The organism is Clostridium sp. CS1-1, assembly GCF_056135525.1.
In genome coordinates, this window is record NZ_CM148680.1 from 3,543,119 (window position 1) to 3,565,936 (window position 22,818).

General features: G+C 35.6%; 13 protein-coding genes, 2 tRNA genes and 3 rRNA genes. 6 read left to right on the forward strand and 12 right to left on the reverse strand.

Annotation, left to right across the window (positions count from 1 at the left end; translation table 11 throughout):
- Positions 1–29 precede the first annotated feature (29 nt).
- Positions 30–1,544 (forward strand): MBL fold metallo-hydrolase RNA specificity domain-containing protein, encoded by a 1,515-nt coding sequence (locus AC0N0V_RS16675; protein ID WP_474459414.1) that lies wholly within the window; start codon positions 30–32, stop codon positions 1,542–1,544.
- Between the two features lie 127 nt (positions 1,545–1,671).
- Positions 1,672–1,920, forward strand: a complete 249-nt coding sequence (locus AC0N0V_RS16680) for a CPF_0552 family protein (RefSeq protein WP_474459417.1) — start codon at positions 1,672–1,674, stop codon at positions 1,918–1,920.
- A gap of 150 nt (positions 1,921–2,070) precedes the next feature.
- Here AC0N0V_RS16680 and AC0N0V_RS16685 read toward each other — a convergent pair whose 3' ends face one another.
- The 3 genes from AC0N0V_RS16685 to AC0N0V_RS16695 all read right to left on the reverse strand — a co-directional run bounded on the left by AC0N0V_RS16685 (position 2,071) and on the right by AC0N0V_RS16695 (position 6,245).
- Complete coding sequence (locus tag AC0N0V_RS16685; RefSeq protein WP_474459419.1) at positions 2,071–3,150, reverse strand: dihydroorotate dehydrogenase; 1,080 nt, start codon at positions 3,148–3,150, stop codon at positions 2,071–2,073.
- Between the two features lie 350 nt (positions 3,151–3,500).
- On the reverse strand, positions 3,501–4,556 hold the full coding sequence (gene gap, locus AC0N0V_RS16690) for a type I glyceraldehyde-3-phosphate dehydrogenase (RefSeq protein WP_474459421.1): 1,056 nt from the start codon (positions 4,554–4,556) through the stop codon (positions 3,501–3,503).
- Positions 4,557–5,072: 516 nt separating this feature from the next.
- Entirely contained in the window at positions 5,073–6,245 is a 1,173-nt protein-coding gene (locus tag AC0N0V_RS16695) for a methyl-accepting chemotaxis protein (protein ID WP_474459424.1), read from the reverse strand.
- A 338-nt stretch (positions 6,246–6,583) separates the two neighbouring features.
- On the opposite strand from AC0N0V_RS16695, the gene gltX reads away from it, so the two are divergent.
- A complete protein-coding gene (gltX, locus tag AC0N0V_RS16700; protein WP_474459427.1) occupies positions 6,584–8,038 on the forward strand; it encodes a glutamate--tRNA ligase in 1,455 nt (484 codons plus the stop codon).
- A 109-nt stretch (positions 8,039–8,147) separates the two neighbouring features.
- Here gltX and AC0N0V_RS16705 read toward each other — a convergent pair.
- The 7 genes from AC0N0V_RS16705 to AC0N0V_RS16735 form a co-directional block, all read right to left on the reverse strand.
- Positions 8,148–8,224, reverse strand: a tRNA-Ile gene (locus tag AC0N0V_RS16705).
- A gap of 6 nt (positions 8,225–8,230) precedes the next feature.
- Positions 8,231–8,347, reverse strand: a 5S ribosomal RNA gene (gene rrf, locus AC0N0V_RS16710).
- A 179-nt stretch (positions 8,348–8,526) separates the two neighbouring features.
- Positions 8,527–11,430, reverse strand: a 23S ribosomal RNA gene (locus tag AC0N0V_RS16715).
- A gap of 283 nt (positions 11,431–11,713) precedes the next feature.
- Positions 11,714–11,789 (reverse strand) — tRNA-Ala (locus AC0N0V_RS16720).
- A gap of 163 nt (positions 11,790–11,952) precedes the next feature.
- Positions 11,953–13,459, reverse strand: a 16S ribosomal RNA gene (locus AC0N0V_RS16725).
- The 16S, 23S and 5S rRNA genes sit together here with 2 tRNA genes alongside, the layout of an rRNA operon.
- Before the next feature lie 347 nt (positions 13,460–13,806).
- Positions 13,807–14,217, reverse strand: a complete 411-nt coding sequence (locus tag AC0N0V_RS16730; RefSeq protein ID WP_474459429.1) for a response regulator — start codon at positions 14,215–14,217, stop codon at positions 13,807–13,809.
- An 11-nt stretch (positions 14,218–14,228) separates the two neighbouring features.
- Positions 14,229–14,984, reverse strand: a complete 756-nt coding sequence (locus AC0N0V_RS16735) for a TSUP family transporter (RefSeq protein ID WP_474459432.1) — start codon at positions 14,982–14,984, stop codon at positions 14,229–14,231.
- 208 nt (positions 14,985–15,192) lie between these two features.
- Here AC0N0V_RS16735 and AC0N0V_RS16740 point away from each other — a divergent pair, with 208 nt between their 5' ends.
- Positions 15,193–16,056: a LysR family transcriptional regulator gene (locus AC0N0V_RS16740; protein WP_474459434.1), complete on the forward strand. Its 864-nt coding sequence runs from the start codon at positions 15,193–15,195 to the stop codon at positions 16,054–16,056.
- A gap of 233 nt (positions 16,057–16,289) precedes the next feature.
- Here AC0N0V_RS16740 and AC0N0V_RS16745 read toward each other — a convergent pair whose 3' ends face one another.
- Positions 16,290–17,438 carry a double-cubane-cluster-containing anaerobic reductase gene (locus tag AC0N0V_RS16745; RefSeq protein ID WP_474459436.1) on the reverse strand — a complete coding sequence of 383 codons (1,149 nt, stop codon included), beginning with the start codon at positions 17,436–17,438 and terminating at the stop codon, positions 16,290–16,292.
- 459 nt (positions 17,439–17,897) lie between these two features.
- On the opposite strand from AC0N0V_RS16745, the gene AC0N0V_RS16750 reads away from it, so the two are divergent.
- Positions 17,898–18,566: a class I SAM-dependent methyltransferase gene (locus AC0N0V_RS16750; protein ID WP_474459438.1), complete on the forward strand. Its 669-nt coding sequence runs from the start codon at positions 17,898–17,900 to the stop codon at positions 18,564–18,566.
- 1,226 nt (positions 18,567–19,792) lie between these two features.
- On the opposite strand, the gene AC0N0V_RS16755 is transcribed toward AC0N0V_RS16750, so the two are convergent.
- On the reverse strand, positions 19,793–20,206 hold the full coding sequence (locus AC0N0V_RS16755; RefSeq protein ID WP_474459441.1) for an acyl-CoA thioesterase: 414 nt from the start codon (positions 20,204–20,206) through the stop codon (positions 19,793–19,795).
- 195 nt (positions 20,207–20,401) lie between these two features.
- On the opposite strand from AC0N0V_RS16755, the gene AC0N0V_RS16760 reads away from it, so the two are divergent.
- Positions 20,402–22,813 carry a Lon protease family protein gene (locus tag AC0N0V_RS16760; RefSeq protein ID WP_474459443.1) on the forward strand — a complete coding sequence of 804 codons (2,412 nt, stop codon included), beginning with the start codon at positions 20,402–20,404 and terminating at the stop codon, positions 22,811–22,813.
- The last annotated feature ends 5 nt before the right edge of the window (positions 22,814–22,818 follow it).

The following is a 22,818-nucleotide window of genomic DNA, read 5'->3' on the forward strand; positions in this document are numbered from 1 at the left end:
AAACATAAAATTGTTAAGGGGGGATTTAATTGAAAATTGAATTCAATGGTGCTGCAGGCTGTGTTACTGGCTCTTGCCACCTTCTTAAAATTAAAGGTAAAAATGTTTTGTTAGACTGTGGCATGTATCAAGGAAAAGATGAACACGAAAGAGGTAATGAGACCTTTGCATTTAATCCAAAGGATATTGATTTTGTACTGTTATCTCACGCACATACTGATCATAGCGGTAGAATTCCTCTTCTATATAAACAAGGGTTTAAGGGTACTGTTCTATGCACAGAGGGCACCCTAGACTTATGTAATGTTATGCTAGCAGACAGCGGTCATATTCTAGAATCTGAAGTAGAATGGAAAAATAGGAAGAGAGCAAGACAAGGCCTTCCTTTATTAGAACCTTTATATACCTCTAAACTGGCTCAAGTAGCAATGTATCTTTTTAAAGGATACCCTTATGATCAATGGATAGAGGTTTTTGATGGATTAAAAATTAAGTTTAGGGATGCAGGTCATCTCTTGGGATCTGCAATAATAGAGATGCTTATAACAGAAGAAAATAAGCAAATTAAAATAGTTTATACTGGCGATCTTGGAAATAAGCATATACCAATCTTAAAAGATCCAACCATTATTGATTATGCAGATTATATTATCATGGAAACCACCTATGGAAATAGGCTTCATGGTAATTTATCCACAGAGTTACAAGACTTTGCAAAAATTATTAAAGATACTTTCAGGAAGGGAGGCAATGTAATAATCCCATCCTTTGCTGTTGGCAGAACCCAAGAAGTTTTATACACTCTTAATAAGTATGTTGAAGGTAATGTGCTAACTGGTGCTTCCATTTATGTAGATAGCCCTTTAGCTTCTGAATCTACTGCAATTTTTTCAAAGTACCATAAATACTATGATGAAGAAGCAACTAAGCTTTTGAATAATGGAGATGATCCTTTAAGTTTCAAAGGGCTAACCTTTACAAAGTCAGCTGAAGAGTCTATGAAACTTAACAAAGTCCAAAGTGGATCTATAATAATTTCTGCTAGCGGTATGTGTGAAGCGGGAAGAATAAAGCACCATTTAAAGCATAATCTATGGCGAAGAGAGTGCTCCATAGTCTTTGTAGGGTATCAAGCTGAAGGAACTTTAGGAAGAAGTATTTTAGATGGCGCTAAAAAAGTTAAGATACTAGGTGAAGAAGTTGCTGTTAACGCTAAAGTCTATAATTTACACGGTCTTTCAGGTCACGCCGACCAAACCGGGCTCATAGATTGGCTTGAAGGCTTTAAAGCTAAGCCCGAGAAGGTTATATTAGTACATGGTGATGACAATGCACAAAAAGGCTTTAACGAATTACTTCAGTTAAATGGTTATTCTACTTTTATTGCTAAACCCGGTGATAGCTTTACACCTGGCATTCTACCACAAAAATTTAGTGTAGTTCGAAACAAAATTCTCTCTCTTATAAATTCTATCGAAGACCCTGACTCCATGGATAAAAACCTTTTATTAGAACAAATAAAAGATGCACTGAAAAATATTTAGTATGATCAAAGGTAGAGGAAATACTTCCTCTACCTTTAATTAACTGTATGGTGGAATAATCTTCTTTATTCGGGGTATATTAAAGAGTATTGAAAATAAATTTTTTTATAAACAAGGAGTGATCTTTTTGGAAACTACAATTATGGCGATAACTATTGATCCGAGAACTGCTCATGCACCTCAAACTCAAACAGTCTTAACAAAGCATGGATGTATAATAAAAACTAGACTTGGATTACATGAGGTTCATTCAGACTCTTGTTCTGAAAGAGGACTAATAATTCTACATATCTGCGCAGAACTAGAAAAGATAAAAGACCTTGAACGAGAGCTACTTGACGTTGAAGGCGTAAATGTAAAGTATATGCAATTATAAGATAAACGCAGAAGCGTAAAAATCAACTTTTATGCTTCTGCGTTTTTAAAATTTCTTATATGCTTTATCCGATGACTACCCGCTCTTTCCTCCCCCTTTTTCAAGGGAGAGGAAAGAGCGACTATGTCCCTGGATAACGACTTCTAAACTTTACTTTATTGCTGATTCTGGACATCTAGTTAAACATAAACCACAGCCAAAACATTTTACTTTACTTATTACAGCCTTATCTTTAATCTCAATAGCATCATAAGCACAGCTTTTAAAACATTCTCCACAAGATGTACATCTTTCTTCATTTACTTGTGGTGTAATTGGATCAGTTATGATCTTTCTTTCACTTATCTTTTTAGCAGTTAATCCTCTTATTTCTTCGACACTCTTGTAATTATGACTGTCTAGCCAATCATTTAGCTCTCTAATAACTTTGGCATATACAGTAGGGCCTTCCAGAATAGCTGCAGTACAGATTTGAACTGCTGTTGCTCCTGCCATAATCATGGCAACTACGTCTGCACCACTTGAAATCCCTCCAACCCCAATTACAGGAACTCTAACAGAATTCGCAATAGAATAAACATATCTTAAAGCTATAGGATTTAACGCCTTGCCAGAAAGCCAACCATACCCTTTTTCATTCCCAAGATAAGGTAGCCCAGTCTCTATATCAATATTAAGACAAGGCCCTAAAGAATTGACAGCTACGAATCCGTCAGCTCCCTCTTCAACCAATCTTTTTACATACCATCCTATTTTAGTTATACCAGGACTTAATTTTATATACACTAGTTTATCGCTCTTTTTTGCTGCCTTTAGAGACTTTATTACAGATTCAATATCCTTTTCCATATAATGAGTCGAAATTTCAATTATATCAGCGTAAGGAGCTACTATAGGCGTTAACTTTTCAATTTCCTCCGCTGTATATCCTAAACTTACGATAAATGGAATATCTAAATCTTTACATCGATTATATTCCTCTTCCATCCATTGCTCAACAGGCATCTCAGAGGAAAGCTCACTACTTAAAAATGCTCCATGTCCAATCTCCTGCATATAGGGTCTTGGTGTTTTAGTACATTCCGTAGAAAAAGTTTTTGTAACTATTGCACCAACTCCCTGATTTGCACATTCAATTATACATTTAGCATCTCTTACCTGTGGACCGGAAGCAGTCATAACTGGATTTTTCAATTTTATCCTATTAATATTTACGCTTAAATCAGCCATATAATCTCCCCCTTAAATATTTATCCGATGAATTCTCTACTTAAATTATTTTCTACATAACTTAAGCTTTTCCTGCATAGTTTAAAGAGATATTGCTATAAACAGAGTTCTTAGTGTCTTTGAGACTTAGAAATCGTTATCCAGGGACGTAGCCGCTCTTTACCCTCACGTAAATAAAAGCACATATTCCAAATCTCCAATTTGGTGATAGTCGCTTTCACACCGTGCGTTAGGGTATTAGAGCGGGTAGTCATCGGATAAGCTACTTTCACCATCAAATCATATAATTCTTATTATATGATTCTTACAAAAAAATTATGGCTCTCCTTTTCGGAAAACCATAAGATTTTTTATGCATTAACTGCCATTACCATATTATATTCATATTGCTCAATCATTTGTTCTGCTACATAGTTAACTAAGTCCACAGTTCTACATGAATATCCCCATTCATTGTCATACCATGCAACTACTTTTATCATATTATCACTAATTACCATTGTTGAAAGCCCATCTACTATTGATGATCTATCATCACCTTTATAATCTATTGAAACAAGTGGCTCTTCAGAATATCCAAGTATTCCTTCCATATATCCTTCAGCAGCTTCTTTAAAAGCATTATTAACCTCTTCTACAGTAACTGGTCTTGAAAGCTCACAAACTAAATCTGTTAGTGAAACTGTAGGAGTTGGTATTCTAACTGAGAATCCGTTTAGTCTTCCTTTTAGATTTGGAAGAACTTTTGCTACAGCTTTAGCAGCTCCAGTAGTAGTTGGAATTATTGACTCACCAGCAGCTCTAGCTCTTCTTAAATCTTTATGAGTTTTATCTAATATTCTTTGATCGTTAGTATATGAATGTATGGTTGTCATTAATCCTTTTTCAATTCCAAAGTTATCATCTAGTACTTTAGCAAAAGGCGCTAAACAGTTAGTAGTACAAGAGGCATTTGAAATTATATTATGTCTATTTGTATCAAAATCTTTTTCATTTACTCCCATAACTACAGTTAAAACGTCATCATCTTTTGCAGGAGCAGTTAGTATAACTTTTTTTGCACCAGCTTTTATATGCTTATTTAACTTTTCACTATTGGTAAATATTCCTGTAGATTCTATAACTATATCTACACCAAGCTTTTTCCAAGGTAATTTTTCAGGATCATTTTCATTAAGTATTTTTATTTCTGACCCATTGATTATAATCGATTTCTCTGTAGTCTTTAAACTACCCCTAAACGTTCCATAGCAAGAATCGTATTTAAAAAGATGAGCTAATGTTTTACTATCCGCTCTAGCATTTATAGCTACAATCTCTATATTATCATCTAATCTTTCCTGAGCAATTCTTAACGCAGCTCTTCCAATTCTTCCAAATCCATTAATAGCAACCTTTATAGACATTTGACCTTCCCCCTAAATTTATATGATATTATTTAAAATAATGTTATATCACAATATAATTTATTAATATTAATGTATGCACACTAATAACGATATGTGCTATATTATTTATAACAATAATACTCATTTATGTCAATTTACCTTTATATGATGTTATTCCAAAATAGCTACATTTTTCTCATTGAAACTTGTATTTACTAAGTCGTATGTAAAATTAAACATATTTTATCCAAGATTACCCGCCTTAATAATCCATCTCCTAAAAAGAGGAATTAAAGAACGGCTACATCCTTAAATAACTATTTTTCCAAAGGATACTGATTTGTAAGTGCCAAATCTACTAAGAACTCTGTTAATAACCGCCAGGTGGAGTTAGAATTCCATCTGATGTTTAGAAATCTGTTTATCCTATTTAAGCCAATAGAATAACACTTATATAATATTTCCTTTGTACTGAAAACTAAAAACCTGACAAAATATACTTTCGTCAGGTTTCTTAATATTATAATTTAATTGTTATTCGATACGCTCTATTTTTTTACTTAATTCCTTAGATTGTTCATCAATCTTGCTAGATAAATAACAAACCTCCTCAGTGGATACTAAAAGTTCTTGTGTAGAAGCCGAAATTTGTTCAGAGGCTGCCGAAACCTCTTGAGCTGCTTCTGATATATTTTGTACTTTCTTCAGAACCATATCATTATTATCTATAACACCTTTTAGGGATTTTTCAGTTTCATTTATCAATTGAGGAACATTTTTTACAGAATGAATAATATCTTCAAAAGATATTATTGTATCATTTGCTACTACTGCCTGTTCTTCTAATAATTGTCCAACCTTACCCGAGTTTTCCATAACCTCTTCAGTTTCTACTGTAATAGATTTTACCAAATTAATAATTTTTTCTGAAGAACCTTTTGATTCTTCAGCTAGTTTTCTTACTTCACTCGCGACTACTGTAAATCCTCTACCATGTTCACCTGCACGTGCAGCCTCTATAGAAGCATTTAGAGCTAGTAAGTTAGTTTGCTCTGATATCCCACTTATAATGTCAGTAATTTTACCTATCTCCCCTACAGTTGTTGAAAGTCCGTTGATCTTATCCTTCACAATGTCAAAAGACATTTTTATCTTCACGATAAAATTAATCAAATCATAAATTTGATTTTCTCCTTCTATAGCCTTATTTTCTGTTTCTTTTGTGTTTTCTGCAACAACCGTCAATTTCTGCTGAACTAAACTAATTTCATCTGTTAAGTTAGTTAATAAATTAACCACATCAACTATCTCATTAGCTTGTGTGTTAGCTCCAGAAGCAATATCCTGTATAGAATGTGAAACTTCATTAGCAGCAGCTACCATCCCCTCAGAAGAAGGTGCCAATGCTGCAGCAGAATCCTTTAATAAAACTGCAGATTCTTTAATTAAAATAAAGTTTTGCCCATCTATATCGCTTCCTAAGCTTGTCTGCTCTTTAGGATATGTAGTTAGTTCTTTACTCATAAATTTTGATAAAATAATTGAAATAATAAATGTAATACATATCAACGTGAAAAGTGTATTAAGTGCCAGTTTTATCGACACGCTTTTTCTATCACTTAATATATACATTGATATAGCCGCTATAATTAAAGGAATTACTGTAGTACTTGTTAAAATTAGTGCAAACTTATTTGTTTTTTTCATAATTGCCTCCTTTGTAAAATTCAATGAGTAAGTAGCTTTAAAAACTAATAATAAAAACTTATTTCTAAAGATTATTGATTTGACTCTATAAAAGAATTATACTAAAATTTAATAAAATTTAAAAGCTTTTTTATATAGCTGCTTTATTTGTCAAATTATTTTGTAAATTACATCTTATTTAATAAACCAATCATGCTATTATGCAGGAAGCCCTAAGTAAAATCCACCTTGACACAAAATGTTCATTAGTATATTATTTAATAAGAGTAATATTCTGCTAATGTACCTTTCGTCCAGGTGATGAGAGGTTTTTATTTTAAGAAATAGGAGTGAAAAAAATGGCTAAAATTAGAACTAGATTTGCGCCAAGCCCAACAGGCTATATGCATGTTGGTAACTTAAGAACTGCATTATATGCTTTCTTAATAGCTAAACATGAAGATGGCGACTTCTTATTTAGAGTTGAAGATACTGATCAGGAAAGATTCGTAGAGGGAGCTTTAGATATTATCTATAACACCTTGAAGATTACAGGATTAAAGCATGATGAAGGTCCTGACATAGGTGGACCTGTAGGACCATATGTTCAAAGCGAAAGGACCCCTATATATTTAGAATATGCTAAAAAGTTAATAGAAAAGGGAGAGGCTTACTATTGCTTCTGTTCAAAAGAAAGAATTGATGAGTTAAGAGCAAATGCAGAATCTGAAAAGCAGACCCCTAAATATGATAAACATTGTCTACATTTATCAAAGGAAGAAATAGAAGAAAATTTGACATCTGGTGTTCCTTATGTTATTAGACAAAATAATCCAACTACAGGAACAACAACCTTTGATGATAAAATCTATGGAACTATATCTGTAGACAATTCTGAACTTGAAGACATGGTATTAATAAAATCTGATGGCTTCCCTACATACAACTTTGCCAATGTTGTAGACGATCATCTTATGGGTATAACACATGTTGTTCGTGGAAGTGAATACTTATCCTCATCTCCAAAATACAACAGATTATATGAAGCCTTTGGATGGGAAGTTCCTATTTATGTCCACTGTCCTCCAATAATGAAAGATGCTCAGCATAAACTAAGTAAAAGAAATGGAGATGCTTCCTTCGAGGACCTAATAAAAAAAGGTTATTTAAAAGATGCTGTTGTTAACTACATAGCTCTCTTAGGTTGGAACCCAGGTACTGAAAAGGAAATATTTAATTTAGAAGAATTAGTCCAAATATTTGATTATAGAAATATAAATAAATCTCCATCAATATTCGATGACGTAAAACTAAGATGGATGAACAGCGAATACATAAAAATGTTACCATTAGATGAATTTAATCAAATGGCTCTTCCATATTACAAAGAATTAATAACAAAAGACTTAGATTTTATGAAGATAAGCGAATTAATGCACACAAGGGTTGAAATATTAACTCAAATTCCTGAGCTCATAGATTTATTTGAAGAATTACCTGAATACTCAATTGATATGTACATACATAAAAAGATGAAAACAACCTTTGAGAATTCACTAGAAACCCTCGAAAAGATTCTTCCTAAGTTTGAAGGTATATCTGAATGGAATCTTAATAATATCCAAAATACTTGCATGGAATTAGTTGAAGAATTAGGAGTTAAGAACGGAATAGTATTGTGGCCTATAAGAACTGCTGTATCAGGCAAACAATCTTCACCTGGTGGAGCTTTTGAAATAGCAGAGATTTTAGGTAAAGAAGAAACATTAAGAAGAATAAGTGTAGGTATTCAAAAACTTCAGGCTGCTCAATAATGAATAGAAGTACAGATAACATTTATGTTATCTGTACTTTTTTTAACCTTTAAACTTGATTCTATTTTCTATAAAAATAAAAAGAAGTAGTCATAAAACTACTTCTTTTTGGTGGACCTTCAGGGACTCGAACCCCGGACCAACCGGTTATGAGCCGGTTGCTCTAACCAACTGAGCTAAAGATCCATGTTAACCTAGCAGCGACCTACTCTTCCACACAGTCTCCCGTGCAGTACCATCGGCACTGTGAAGCTTAACCATCGTGTTCGGAATGGAAACGGGTGTAACCTTCACGTCATAACCACTAGATTTACAAAAATTGCTATAAGCTTCGCATTTCTGCGTCAAATCCTTCGCTGTGGTGCTCATTTACTGAAGTAAACTCTGCTCCTCGCTCAAGCTTTTCCTTGAACTGCTCGCTTCTATCAATTTTTATTGTTACTTTTTGTTTGAAAGAGTTATTCTCTCAAAATTGCACAGTGATGTTTTAGGTCAAGCCCTCGACCTATTAGTATCAGTCAGCTGAACATGTTACCATGCTTACACCTCTGACCTATCAACCTTGTGTTCTTCAAGGGGTCTTACTAGCTTACGCTATGGGAAATCTTATCTTGAGGTGGGCTTCACGCTTAGATGCTTTCAGCGTTTATCCCGTCCCGACATAGCTACCCAGCTGTGCTCCTGGCGGAACAACTGGTGCACCAGAGGTCAGTCCATCCCGGTCCTCTCGTACTAAGGACAGCTCCTCTCAAATTTCCTACGCCCGCGACGGATAGGGACCGAACTGTCTCACGACGTTCTGAACCCAGCTCGCGTGCCGCTTTAATGGGCGAACAGCCCAACCCTTGGGACCTACTTCAGCCCCAGGATGCGACGAGCCGACATCGAGGTGCCAAACCTCCCCGTCGATGTGGACTCTTGGGGGAGATCAGCCTGTTATCCCCGAGGTAGCTTTTATCCGTTGAGCGATGGCCCTCCCACGAGGTACCACCGGATCACTAAGCCCGACTTTCGTCCCTGCTCCACTTGTTTGTGTCGCAGTCAGGCTCCCTTCTGCCTTTGCACTCTACGAACGATTTCCAACCGTTCTGAGGGAACCTTTGGGCGCCTCCGTTACTTTTTAGGAGGCGACCGCCCCAGTCAAACTGCCCACCTAACAATGTCCCGTGACCAGATTCATGGCCGCCGGTTAGAATCCCAGTACTGTCAGGGTGGTATCCCAAGGACGACTCCACAAAGGCTGACGCCTCTGCTTCGCAGTCTCCCACCTATCCTGTACAGACAATACCGAGACTCAATGCTAAGCTACAGTAAAGCTCTACGGGGTCTTTCCGTCCAATCGCGGGTAGCGAGCATCTTCACTCGCAATACAATTTCGCCGGATTTGTTGTCGAGACAGTGCCCAAGTCATTACGCCATTCGTGCGGGTCGGAACTTACCCGACAAGGAATTTCGCTACCTTAGGACCGTTATAGTTACGGCCGCCGTTTACTGGGGCTTAAGTTCACACCTTCGCATGAAGCTAAGTGTTCCCCTTAACCTTCCAGCACCGGGCAGGCGTCAGCCCCTATACATCAGCTTTCGCTTTAGCAGAGACCTGTGTTTTTGCTAAACAGTTGCTTGGGCCTATTCTCTGCGACCACCTTGCGGTGGCACCCCTTCTCCCGAAGTTACGGGGTCAATTTGCCGAGTTCCTTGACAACAATTCTTCCGCTGGTCTTAGGATTCTCTCCTCACCTACCTGTGTCGGTTTGCGGTACGGGCACCAGTTTACTCCATAGAGACTTTTCTTGGCAGCGTGGAATCAGATACTTCGCCCAAAAGGGCTCCCCATCACGCCTCAGCTAATACAGGCGGATTTGCCTATCCTGTATACCTAAACGCTTAGACGCACATCCAATAGTGCGCAAATCTTATCCTCCTGCGTCATCCCATTTGTAATAACGCAAACTGGTGGTATCGGAATATCAACCGATTGTCCATCACCTACGCCTTTCGGCCTCGGCTTAGGTCCCGACTAACCCTGAGCGGACGAGCCTTCCTCAGGAAACCTTAGGTTTTCGACCAATAAGATTCTCACTTATTTCTCGCTACTTATGCCAGCATACTCACTCCTGTACAGTCCACCGCTCCTTACGGTACGACTTCAACCCATACAGGAAGCTCCTCTACCACTGATACTTACGTATCAATCCATAGCTTCGGTGGTAAGTTTTAGCCCCGAACATCTTCGGCGCAGGATCTCTCGACTAGTGAGCTATTACGCACTCTTTAAATGAGTGGCTGCTTCTAAGCCAACATCCTAGTTGTCTTAGAAATCCCACATCCTTTTCCACTTAACTTACACTTTGGGACCTTAGCTGATGGTCTGGGCTGTTTCCCTTTTGACCACGGATCTTATCATTCGTAGTCTGACTGCTTTGATTCAAGTATATGGCATTCGGAGTTTGATAGGGTTCAGTAACTGTTGTCAGCCCCTAGCCCATTCAGTGCTCTACCTCCACTACTCATTCAAAACGCTAGCCCTAAAGCTATTTCGAGGAGAACCAGCTATCTCCGAGTTCGATTGGAATTTCTCCGCTATCCACAGCTCATCCCATGGTTTTTCAACACCAATGTGGTTCGGTCCTCCACGGAATTTTACTTCCGCTTCAACCTGTCCATGGATAGGTCACCCGGTTTCGGGTCTACGACATGCAACTTTTTGCCCTATTCAGACTCGGTTTCCCTTCGGCTACGTATCTTAAATACTTAACCTTGCTACACATCGTAACTCGCTGGCTCGTTCTACAAAAAGCACGTCGTCGCAGGTAAAACTGCTTCGACTGATTGTGGACACACGGTTTCAGGTTCTATTTCACTCCCCTTCCGGGGTTCTTTTCACCTTTCCCTCACGGTACTGCTTCACTATCGGTCACCAGTTAGTATTTAGCCTTGGGAGGTGGTCCTCCCTGCTTCCCACAAGGTTTCACGTGTCTCGTGGTACTCTGGATCAGATCTGACTGTTATTCTTTTTACCTACAGGGCTGTTACCTTCTATGGCGGAGCCTTCCAGCTCTCTTCAATTAAGAAATCACAGTATTTAATGATCTGTCCGCAACCCCAGGAACAAGTTCCTGGTTTGGGCTCTTTCCCTTTCGCTCGCCGCTACTTAGGAAATCGATTTTTCTTTCTCTTCCTCCGGGTACTTAGATGTTTCAGTTCCCCGGGTCTACCTCTATAAACCTATGAATTCAGTTTACAGTACATAGCGTTAGCTATGTGGGTTGCCCCATTCGGAAATCTCCGGATCGCAGGCTATTTGCGCCTACCCGAAGCTTATCGCAGCTTATCGCGTCCTTCATCGGCTACTGGTGCCAAGGCATTCACCATGCGCCCTTTGTAGCTTGACCTATTCACCGAAAATTGCTATAAACTTCGCATCTCGACCTCAGATCCTTCGCTTCGGTGCTCATTTACCTGAAGTAAACTCCGCTCCTCACTCATGCTCTTCCTCGACCTGCTCGTTTCTATCAATTTTCTAGTTTTAGTTTATAAATCTACAAAGGTGTTATTGATACTTTAGTACAGATATAGATGTCCATATTTAAGTAATCATACCTTTAGCTTTACTTAATTTATGTTAAATAACTTTCATTATTTAACGCTTATCACTGTGCAATTTTCAAAGAACAATGGTGGAGATAAAGGGATTCGAACCCTTGACCCCCTGCGTGCAAGGCAGGTGCTCTCCCAGCTGAGCTATACCCCCATATATAAATTAACAGTCAACAATTGATATGAATAACTATCCATATCAAATTAACAACACTTAATTTTCGAAAGACCTATTTATGATCCCTCAAAATTAAACAGAGTGTAAACCAGAATTCCAATGTAACTAAAAACCTAAGTTCTTAGTTATTATTCCTTAGAAAGGAGGTGATCCAGCCGCAGGTTCTCCTACGGCTACCTTGTTACGACTTCACCCCAATCACTGACCCCACCTTCGGCCGCTGGCTCCTTACGGTTACCTCACGGACTTCGGGTGTTGCCAGCTCTCATGGTGTGACGGGCGGTGTGTACAAGGCCCGGGAACGTATTCACCGCGACATTCTGATTCGCGATTACTAGCAACTCCAGCTTCATGTAGGCGAGTTTCAGCCTACAATCCGAACTGGGATGAGTTTTTTAGTTTGGCTCCCCCTCGCGGGTTTGCATCTAATTGTACTCACCATTGTAGCACGTGTGTAGCCCTGGACATAAGGGGCATGATGATTTGACGTCATCCCCACCTTCCTCCCGGTTAACCCGGGCAGTCTCACTAGAGTGCTCAACTTAATGGTAGCAACTAATGATAAGGGTTGCGCTCGTTGCAGGACTTAACCTAACATCTCACGACACGAGCTGACGACAACCATGCACCACCTGTCTCCCTGCCCCGAAGGGCTTCCTCCATTACGAGTAATTCAGGGGATGTCAAGTCCAGGTAAGGTTCTTCGCGTTGCTTCGAATTAAACCACATGCTCCGCTGCTTGTGCGGGCCCCCGTCAATTCCTTTGAGTTTTAATCTTGCGATCGTAATTCCCAGGCGGAGTACTTATTGTGTTAACTGCGGCACAGAAGGTTGGACCCTCCTACACCTAGTACTCATCGTTTACGGCGTGGACTACCAGGGTATCTAATCCTGTTTGCTACCCACGCTTTCATGCCTCAGCGTCAGTTATGGTCCAGAGAATCGCCTTCGCCACTGGTGTTCTTCCTAATCTCTACGCATTTCACCGCTACACTAGGAATTCCATTCTCCTCTCCCACACTCTAGATATCCAGTTTGAAATGCAGCTCCCAAGTTAAGCCCGGGAATTTCACATCTCACTTAAATATCCGCCTACGCATCCTTTACGCCCAGTAAATCCGGACAACGCTTGCCACCTACGTATTACCGCGGCTGCTGGCACGTAGTTAGCCGTGGCTTCCTCCTTGGGTACCGTCATTATCGTCCCCAAAGACAGAGCTTTACAACCCGAAGGCCTTCATCACTCACGCGGCGTTGCTGCATCAGGCTTTCGCCCATTGTGCAATATTCCCCACTGCTGCCTCCCGTAGGAGTCTGGACCGTATCTCAGTTCCAATGTGGCCGATCACCCTCTCAGGTCGGCTACGCATCGTCGCCTTGGTGAGCCTTTACCTCACCAACTAGCTAATGCGCCGCGGGTCCATCTCAAAGCGGATTACTCCTTTAATTAGTTCTTCATGCGAAGAACTAATGTTATGCGGTATTAATCTCCCTTTCGGGAGGCTATCCCCCTCTTTGAGGCAGGTTACCCACGTGTTACTCACCCGTCCGCCGCTAATCCACCCCGAAGGGTTTCATCGCTCGACTTGCATGTGTTAGGCACGCCGCCAGCGTTCGTCCTGAGCCAGGATCAAACTCTCAATTTAAAAGTTTGCTTGCTCATTACTGTTTTGTTACTTTAAAGTAACTCAAAGAATTGCTGGTTTATTTAAAAACAAGTTTTAACTTATCTTCACTCTGTTTAATTTTCAAGGATCAATGTGTTTTATTTCAACACTTACAAAGTTTATCACCTTTACTGCTCTATGTCAAGAACTTTTCAAAACATTTTTTATTTAGTCTCATTCTTGACTGCTTTCATATAATAACACACATTTAAATTTATTGTCAACATGTTTTTTAAAATTTTCACCTTATAGGAGAATATTTCTCAATTCACTACTACAAAATCATAAAATTCCGTTCTAATTAATAATATTACTTTTTTTGTGGTTCAGCTTTGAGATATTCTTAATATATTTCTAACATTAAATACACACTTTTCAAGCCTCAGAATCTCGATTACTCTTTTCAAAATTTCTATAACTTCAAACTCATTAATTGGTTCAACGATATAATATTCGACTCCAAGTGAATATGCATATGCGATAGCTTGTTTATTCTTTATTCGCGAAATCACGATGACCTTTCCATCAAAAGAATTAATTAAGTTATACAGTTCTTTGGATCTTTCACTAAGAGATACTAAGGAGTGTATAATAAGTATATCTATTTCTTTATTATTTAATAAACAATCATCTGGAGTGTCGTTAGCTTTTATCACTTGTCCTAGACTGTTATTCTCAATAATTTGGCTTAGGGTAAGGTAGGCATTCTCATCATAACTTACAATAAAAAAATTCATATTCTCTTCCTCTACATAGCTACGCCATAGAGTAACTTAGTTGCTACAACTAAAGCCATGGTGACAAAAATAGGTTTTATAAGTTTTGCCCCCTTCTTTAAAGCTACCTTTGTTCCTAAATTTGCACCTATTATCATGCATATAGCAATTGGTATACCTATCTTATAGTTAATTTCTCCTCTTATTGCAAATAAAAGCACAGATGCAACATTACCAGTAAAGTTCAATACCTTGCAGTTTCCACCAGCTCTTACAAAATCAAACTTATATATACTTACTAATCCGAAAATCAGGAAAGCGCCTACACCGGCCCCTAAAAAGCCATCGTAAAACCCTAATATTAAAGCAAGAAGGATGCCTGAAAATATGTTCTGTCTTGAAATACCTTGAAATTTATCCTCTAAACCTACATTTTTCGAAAATAAACTGTACAGCCCAACAAATAATAAAAGAATTAATATTATTACGTTAAGATATTTTGTTTTTACGCTAAGAACAGCAGTTACACCTAAAACAGCACCTACAAAACTAAAAGGTACTAAATATTTTAATATATTGAAGTCAACTTTATTAGATTGAGCAAATTTTATTGAACTAGAAAAAGTAGAACAACAAGATGTAAATTTATTTGTACCTAGTGCCAAGTGTGGTGGTATCCCTGCTAATAAAAAAGCTGGTAGACTTATTATGCCACCACCACCAGATATTGAATCCACAAAAGCTGCAAAGAAACAAGTTATACATAAAAAAATTAAGTTATCATTCAAGATAATCCCCCCCCTTGAAAATATACATTAAGCATATCTACAAATAATATTGGCTTATTATTTAGTTAAATGATGAGTAATATTTTTTTGATTATACTCAATCTTTCATATATTATTATAAATGAGAATATTGCATACAAAAAATATCTAAAAAGTATACCATTTATACTAATAATATATAAATAAGATTTAGGGAGTGATTATTCATATGGATATCAGACAACTTAAGTATTTTCTTGCTATTGCCGAAGAAGAGAATATAACCAGGGCTGCTGAAAGATTACATATCTCTCAACCTCCACTTAGCCATCAGTTAAAACTCCTCGAAGACGAGTTGGGGTTTAAATTAGTAGATAGAAATACCCGAAAGGTCCAACTAACGGATATTGGTAAAAAACTACAGTTCCGTGCAGAGCAAATGTTAAAATTAATGGAAACCACAGTAAAAGAATTAAATGATATCAATGAAGGGCTTCACGGAACATTATCAATTGGCACTGTGCCCTCTTCAGGTGCAACACTTTTACCCGAAAGAATACGCAGCTTCTATGAAAAATATCCTGGTATCGATTTTCAAATATGGGATGGAGATACCTATAGAATACTAGAGTTATTAAATAGCGGAATAATAGAGATTGGAATTATACGAACTCCATTCAATACGGAAACTTTCGAATCTATATATTTGCCAAAAGAGCCAATGGTAGCTGCTAGTAGTAATTTATCTTGGCCAGAGGAACAAAAACATATAGAGATTACTGAACTTATTAGTAGCTCCTTAGTAATCGATCGAAGATTTGAAAACGTGATAGTTAAGGCATGCGAGCAACAAGGCTTTCAACCTAAAATTATTTGTAGAGGCGACGATGTCAGATCGATACTATTGTGGGCAAGCACTGGTATCGGAGTGGCTATTGTCCCTAAAGCTGCTATAGGGCTTATTCCAAACTCAAACCTAAAGTACAAAGAAATTAATTTAGCTTCTGTAGAAACACGAACGGCTATAATATGGATGAAAAATCATTATCTTTCTTCTGCCGCTAAACATTTTCTAAAAACCTTTGAAGTATAGACTTAGGATTTAACTAATTGACTATTAATTCAAAACTTGTGTTTTATGAACAAGCGTAAAAATAATCTGCTTTTAAATATTTATTAACCTAAGCTTTGCAAAAGTATATAAAAACCTTCCTTAGCCAACTTGTAACTAAAGAAGGTTTTTGTCTTTTAAACTCTATTTATTTCAACTACACACCACATAGATATCCATTCTAGCCTATAATAACAGATTTAGTTGAATCTAAGTTACAACATCTCTACAAAGGCAGAAATTCTAGTATTTATTTGTCCAACATCTGTCTGAGAATAATCTGTTTCTATACTCATATATGGTATATTCTTTTTGTCATTTACGAATCTTTTAATGTTAAAGGTTTCTACACTGTAAGTGTGGCAAGCTTGTAAAATAACATCTACCACTCCATCTACCTTATAATCATCAATTAATTCAGAAAGAAGATTTATTCTGTTATCATTTGGGCTCATGCAAGAACACCCAATATTTAAATATTTGTCAGCAATTGCATCTATTGGGTCAATAGTTTCATCTACTAATTTACTAATTTCCTTAATCCCTGTACAGTTTTCGTAACAAACAACTACTCCCCCATTTTCCTCTATAGCCTTTATTATCTTTTCTGTAGCTTCACCCATAGGACATCCTGTAATTAGGATTCTCTTTGCATTAGCTGAAACCTTTCTTGCTCCTTCTTCATATTCATCTTTAGATTTATTTATTAACTGGTCAAGTTCCTTTATTTCTCCATTCTTGTCCCATTTAAAAGAAGCTCCATTTAATACCTTTAGCATCTCTAACCCGGTTATCGGTGGTGGACACATTTTTCCTAATTCATAAAACTCTTTTAATGCCAACCTCTCCCTATTACGAAGCTTAATGGATTGTTTTAATTTCTCCTCTGTTATCTCTACATTAAATTCCTTTTCCAGTTTTTCTTTTAGTTTTACTATTTCATTTCTCCATACTCTATAAGCATCTTCCCCTTTATATGTTTGTGGAAGTTGCATAACGTGTACATTTTTTATCTCACCTAAATATTCGTACATCTTTTTCTTTCCATCACATGTAGTTTCTCCTACAATCATATCTGAAAAATAAAAATAAGGACATTTGTCTGTAATTGCAAAACCATAACTTGATTTTATTAATGGACATAAATTTCTTGGAAGATGTTTCTCCGCATCTGGTATTGTCTCATCGCTTTTTGCACATAGAGAAACTGCCACTGCGCCTGCTGCATTTATAACCTCCCAAGGAGTAAAAGTACAAAAGGTACCTACGACTTTCTTTCCTTGATCTTTTAAATTTTTAATAGATATAAAGCCTTGTTTTCTTGCTTCACTAAATTCCTCAAACATTTCAGGTAATTTATTCACTAATAACACATCCCTTATTTAATTATATCAATAGAATATCTTTACAGATAAATTCTATCATAAATTTGTTCAAGGCTTTATTTGTGTTATTTATAGTTCCCTCGCTTTCTATAACGAAAACAAATCTTGCACCTAATATACTTTTAACTTTGCAAAAACGACTATCGTGAGCTGAGAGGTTTCTTTAAAGTGAGCCTTATAGTATTACGTCAGCCATCATTTCAGGAACAAAATCTAATACTAGCTTATTTTTAAAGTAATGCTAATCCTTTATGCAGACGACCATAAAAGTATTTTCTTTCTAGATTAGACTTATCCTATAAAATCTAGTAAGATAATGTCTATAATAACTCTAATATGAGTTTACAAATATTGGATCATAACCATATCTTATAATTTATGGTTATTATTTAAACTTGATATAATACATAAATAATTTATATTATGGGAGGCATAAAAATGGATGACTATGATGTTGTAAAAACTGATTTTAATGAAATTTCACAACTTGACGAATTAAAATGGAATCACAACAACTGCTATTTCAACCATCTCATAAAATTTGTACCAAATAATGTTGAAACTTGCCTTGACATAGGTTGTGGCAAAGGTGAACTCTCATTTATGTTATCAAAAAAATCTAAAAAAGTAATAGCAGTTGACCTTGCAGATAAAATGATTGAAAAAGCAAAAACTTTAAATCGTAACAAGAATATTGAGTATATTTGCGGCAACATTCTCGATATGAAATTTGAAAACAATGGTATTGATATTATTATAACAACAGCAACAGCACATCACTTACCTTATGAATGGTTACTTAATTTTGCAAAGAATAAACTTAAAAAGGGTGGCAAACTGATTATATTAGACCTTGTAAAAGCGAAGTCATTAAGTGATTACATTATATGGTACAGTGCTGTTATACCTAATATTGTAATGAACTTGGTAAAAAATAAAAGATTACAAAAAGATGATGCCCATTCAAAAGAAGTTTGGGAAAGACATGGTGAACATGACACATATATGACAATGAATGATATAAGGTCATTGGCTAAAAAACACATACCAACAGCTAAGATTAAACGCAAACTCTTTTGGAGATATTCACTGGTATGGCAAAAATAAACTGAAAAATAGGCGAAGTTTGTACAGAGATTAATATAACACATTCATATTATGTTCATTAATCATAAATCTGCGATACTTGAGCAATCTCAAAAAAGTACGACTTAAATTAAGGTTAATACGCTGTTTTAAGGTTAGGTTCACAGTGTTACGTCAGCCCTCCCTTCAAGAACATCATCTAATACTAACTCATTTTTAAAGACTCCAATTTTTTTCAATGTTTTCTTATAGAAAACTGTGAAAAAAATTGAGAGTCTTTAAATTCGTTAGCATAAGATGATGTAGTCTTTTGGTCGAAGCTGACTCCACACTATAAACCTAACCTTAAAACAGTTCTAAACTTTATCCTTAACCTTGTTTTAAGTGCATCCATCTGACAAGTGATAAGTTAAATATTAAATATAACTTTTTAATAAGATTATTAATATTTAGTTATCCATAAAGGCATGCTAATGCCTTATGCCGGAGGCTTCAAAAAGTATACCCTTTCTAAATTAGACTCGTATGACAAAATATAACAAAGCAAAGTCCGTAAGGACTCTAATATAATCTTGTTTTTATACTTAGTAAAAACATATAGATAGAAATTTATCTGATACCTACCTATTAATGTACGTAAGTACTCTAATATAAATTTTTGTAATTCTTAGTGGAGAGTTTTGATGATATAAACGAATTTGAAAATTAAAACAGCTCATTATTAGAAAAATTTATAATAATGAACTTAAAAGTTCTCGATTTCTCCAATATTTTCTCTAATAATATTCAACTTGCCACTTGCCAGGTGAGTGGCACCTAACCTCTATTATCCTTGAGTCCTAACGGACAATATTCTTAATATTTCTTAAACTCGTCTAGATTATAAGATAATACTTTTCTAAGTCTCCGATATCAGGCATTAGCATGCCTTTAAGATGGCAAAAACTACAATTACCTTATTAAAAAAGTTAGAATAATAATCCAACTTTTGATATGTTTGAATAGTAGGTTTATAGTGTGGAATCAGCTTTGAGCAAAAGATTACAGAATCTTATACTAATGAACTTAAAATCCCTCAATTTGTTTCACAGTTTTCTGCAAGAAAACATTGAAACAAATTGGGGATTTTAAAGGTGAGTTAGTATTAGATTCTGTTCTTGAAGCGAAGGCTGATGAAACACTATAAACCTACTATTCAAACAGGTTGCTATATTAGAGTTAAGTCGCCTTTTCCTTTTAGTTCATCTCTACTTCAATGCCTGAAGTTTTTCCCATAACTCAGCATGAGTCTTTTTCAAATTCACTATTTTAAAGTTATTGTTTATAAAAGTTTGAGTTGTTTTTCCTTTTGCTAGTAGCTTTTGATCTCTTTCTCTTATAACATTATAATTAAAAATAACTTTTATAGGACTTAGTTCCTCAACATATGTTTGTATTATTATATCATCTTCATACTTAGCCCCCTCATGATACTTACAATAAGTTTCTACCAATGGCATCATAATTCCTTCCTTTTCCATATCACTATAGGTCATTCCAGATTTCTGTATAAAATCTCCTCTCCCTACCTCAAACCATGCGTAATAGTTTGAGTGATGTACAATTCCCATCTTATCTGTCTCTACATATCTTACCTTCAGCTTAGTCTCACTAATATACATTTATTTTCACCTTCTTCACCATTTTGCATATAATATTATTTTACTCCTAATCTATATTTTGTCTATATATGCTCTATAATTTTATAGTCTCCATTAAACTATGATTTGCATATTATATATAATTAAGTTGAATTAACTTTTACGTAAAATCGTATTTCAAATTTAAATATTATAATGAGAAATGAAGGTGATATTATGTCAAAACAATTAGAGTTAAAAGCAAGTGATTTGAGCTTAAACTTTGATATGCTTCCTGATTTTCAAACGACTGCAGAAATATCTCCATATAAAAGTATAATAGGTCAAACTAGAGCCGTTAAATCTATAGATCTTGGTCTATTAATGGATAAGAAGGAATATAACATTTATGTTTCAGGTCCCAGTGGTACTGGTAGAACTAGTTATATAATAAATAAAATAGAGGAACATGCGAAAAAACTTCCTGATTCACCTGATTGGTGTTATGTTTATAACTTTAAGGATAGTCGTAAACCTTTAGTTATTTCTTTGCCTACTGGCACTGCTCCATTATTTAAAGAGTCAATTCGAGTATTTATAAATGATCTCTTTAATAAAGTCCCTACCATATTTGACAGCAAAAATTATGAAAATGCTAAAAGAAAAATAGTTGAGAAATATGAGAAGGTAGTATTCGATCTTTCTAGAGAAATACACGATAAAGCATCTGAAAAAAACTTTGCTGTAGATCATGATGGAAATGGTAATTTCGTTTTTATACCTCTAAATGAAGGAAAGAAAATGGATATTGATACTTATAATCAACTTTCTACAGAGGAAAAAACATCTATAAATGAAAACTCAAATGAATTAAAAATGCTTTCATCTGATATTTTAAGAAAAATAACAGCTATAAATAAATTAATGCTAAACGAACTAAAAACTTTAGACTATAAACTTTCAAAAGCTATTATCTATGAACAAATAGAAAATCTTAAAAATAAATACGATGAAAATAAAAAGATTGTCTATTATTTAGATATGTTAGAGTCAGATATAATACAAAATATCAATGCTTTTCTCGGTGAAATTACGGAAGAAGAGTCTAACGAGGAAGATGGTAAAAACACCGCAAACACCAACTCCGATACAAGTCCAGTTAAATTTCCTAAACACTTTTTCAGAAGATACGATGTTAAAATTTTAGTTACTAATAAAATAGGCAAGGGAGCTCCTGTTGTTTACGAAGATTCTGCTTCCTATAGCACAATGTTTGGAAAAATCGAGTATGAAAGTATTGAAGGAAACACTGTTACTGATTTTACAATGATTCGACCAGGCAGCCTTCATTCTGCTAATGGAGGATTCTTAGTTGTTAACGCAGAGCAACTGTTAAGTAATCCCAATTCCTGGAAGTCCTTAAAAAGATTTTTAAAATCCGAGGTACTATTTATACAGAATTCAAAAAATAATATGGAACTTTATCCTATAATAACACTTACACCAGAAGCAATTCCTCTAAAAGTTAAAATTATTCTCATAGGGACTACTTCCACCTACTCCCTACTCTCTCAATATGATAATGATTTTAATAAGCTTTTCAAGATAAAGTCTGAATTTGATAGTAAAATTGAGAATAATGAATCTAGTATTGAAAATATCTTAGGATTTATAAATAACTATATGAATGAAAATAAATTTATTCATATGGCTAGAGATGGAATAAAGGAACTTTTAAAATACTCCTGTAGATTGGCTGAAAACAGAAATTACTTTACTGCTTATATGAATAAACTACTTGAAGTTATAGATATTGCAAATGCTCTTGCTAAGAAGGAAAACTCTTTATTAATAGATGAAAATCACATTATTAAATCAATAGAAGAACTTCATTTTATGCATGACCTTACAAAGAAAAAAATATTGCAGATGTACAAAGATGGTAAATATATCGTAGAGCTTAAAGGGTCTAAGGTTGCACAGATTAATGGCTTATCTGTTATGAATTTCGGTGACTCTACCGTAGGACAGCAGCATAGAATAACTGTAACCACATTTACCGGAAAACAAGGAGTTACAAATATTGAAAGAGATGCTAACATGAGTGGCAATATTCACAGTAAAGGTATTATGATTCTATCAGGCTTTATTGGCGAATTCATAGGTCAAAATACTGCTCTTTCCTTTAATGGAAAAATAGTTTTTGAGCAACTTTATTCTGGTATTGAAGGCGATAGCGCCTCCGCAGCTGAATTACTAGCACTTATATCTAGCCTTAGTGATATACCTATAAAACAGAGCCTAGCTATTACTGGTTCTGTAAATCAAAAAGGAGAAATCCAACCAATCGGAGGAGTAAATGATAAAATAGAGGGCTATTTCGATATATGTAATATATTTGATTTAGACGGAAACCACGGTGTAATAATTCCTAATACCAATGTAGATGACTTAGTATTAAATTACAGAGTAATTGATGCTGTTGAAAAGGATACTTTTCACATTTACTCTGTGAAGACTATTGAGGATTGCATCAACATCTTGTTTGATTTTGAAAGTATCGATAAGGGAGACCTTCCAGTCATGGCTTTTGTAAAACAACGTATTTTAAGTAAGCTTGGTAGATACAGAAGTCTTTTAAAAAAATAGCACGC

Coding starts and splice junctions, on each gene's coding strand:
- AC0N0V_RS16685 (WP_474459419.1), bottom strand. CDS start 3,150: ATGGCTGATTTAAGCGTAAATATTAATAGGATAAAATTGAAAAATCCA.
- gap (WP_474459421.1), bottom strand. CDS start 4,556: ATGTCTATAAAGGTTGCTATTAATGGATTTGGAAGAATTGGAAGAGCT.
- AC0N0V_RS16695 (WP_474459424.1), bottom strand. CDS start 6,245: ATGAAAAAAACAAATAAGTTTGCACTAATTTTAACAAGTACTACAGTA.
- gltX (WP_474459427.1), top strand. CDS start 6,584: ATGGCTAAAATTAGAACTAGATTTGCGCCAAGCCCAACAGGCTATATG.
- AC0N0V_RS16730 (WP_474459429.1), bottom strand. CDS start 14,217: ATGAATTTTTTTATTGTAAGTTATGATGAGAATGCCTACCTTACCCTA.
- AC0N0V_RS16740 (WP_474459434.1), top strand. CDS start 15,193: ATGGATATCAGACAACTTAAGTATTTTCTTGCTATTGCCGAAGAAGAG.
- AC0N0V_RS16750 (WP_474459438.1), top strand. CDS start 17,898: ATGGATGACTATGATGTTGTAAAAACTGATTTTAATGAAATTTCACAA.
- AC0N0V_RS16755 (WP_474459441.1), bottom strand. CDS start 20,206: ATGTATATTAGTGAGACTAAGCTGAAGGTAAGATATGTAGAGACAGAT.
- AC0N0V_RS16760 (WP_474459443.1), top strand. CDS start 20,402: ATGTCAAAACAATTAGAGTTAAAAGCAAGTGATTTGAGCTTAAACTTT.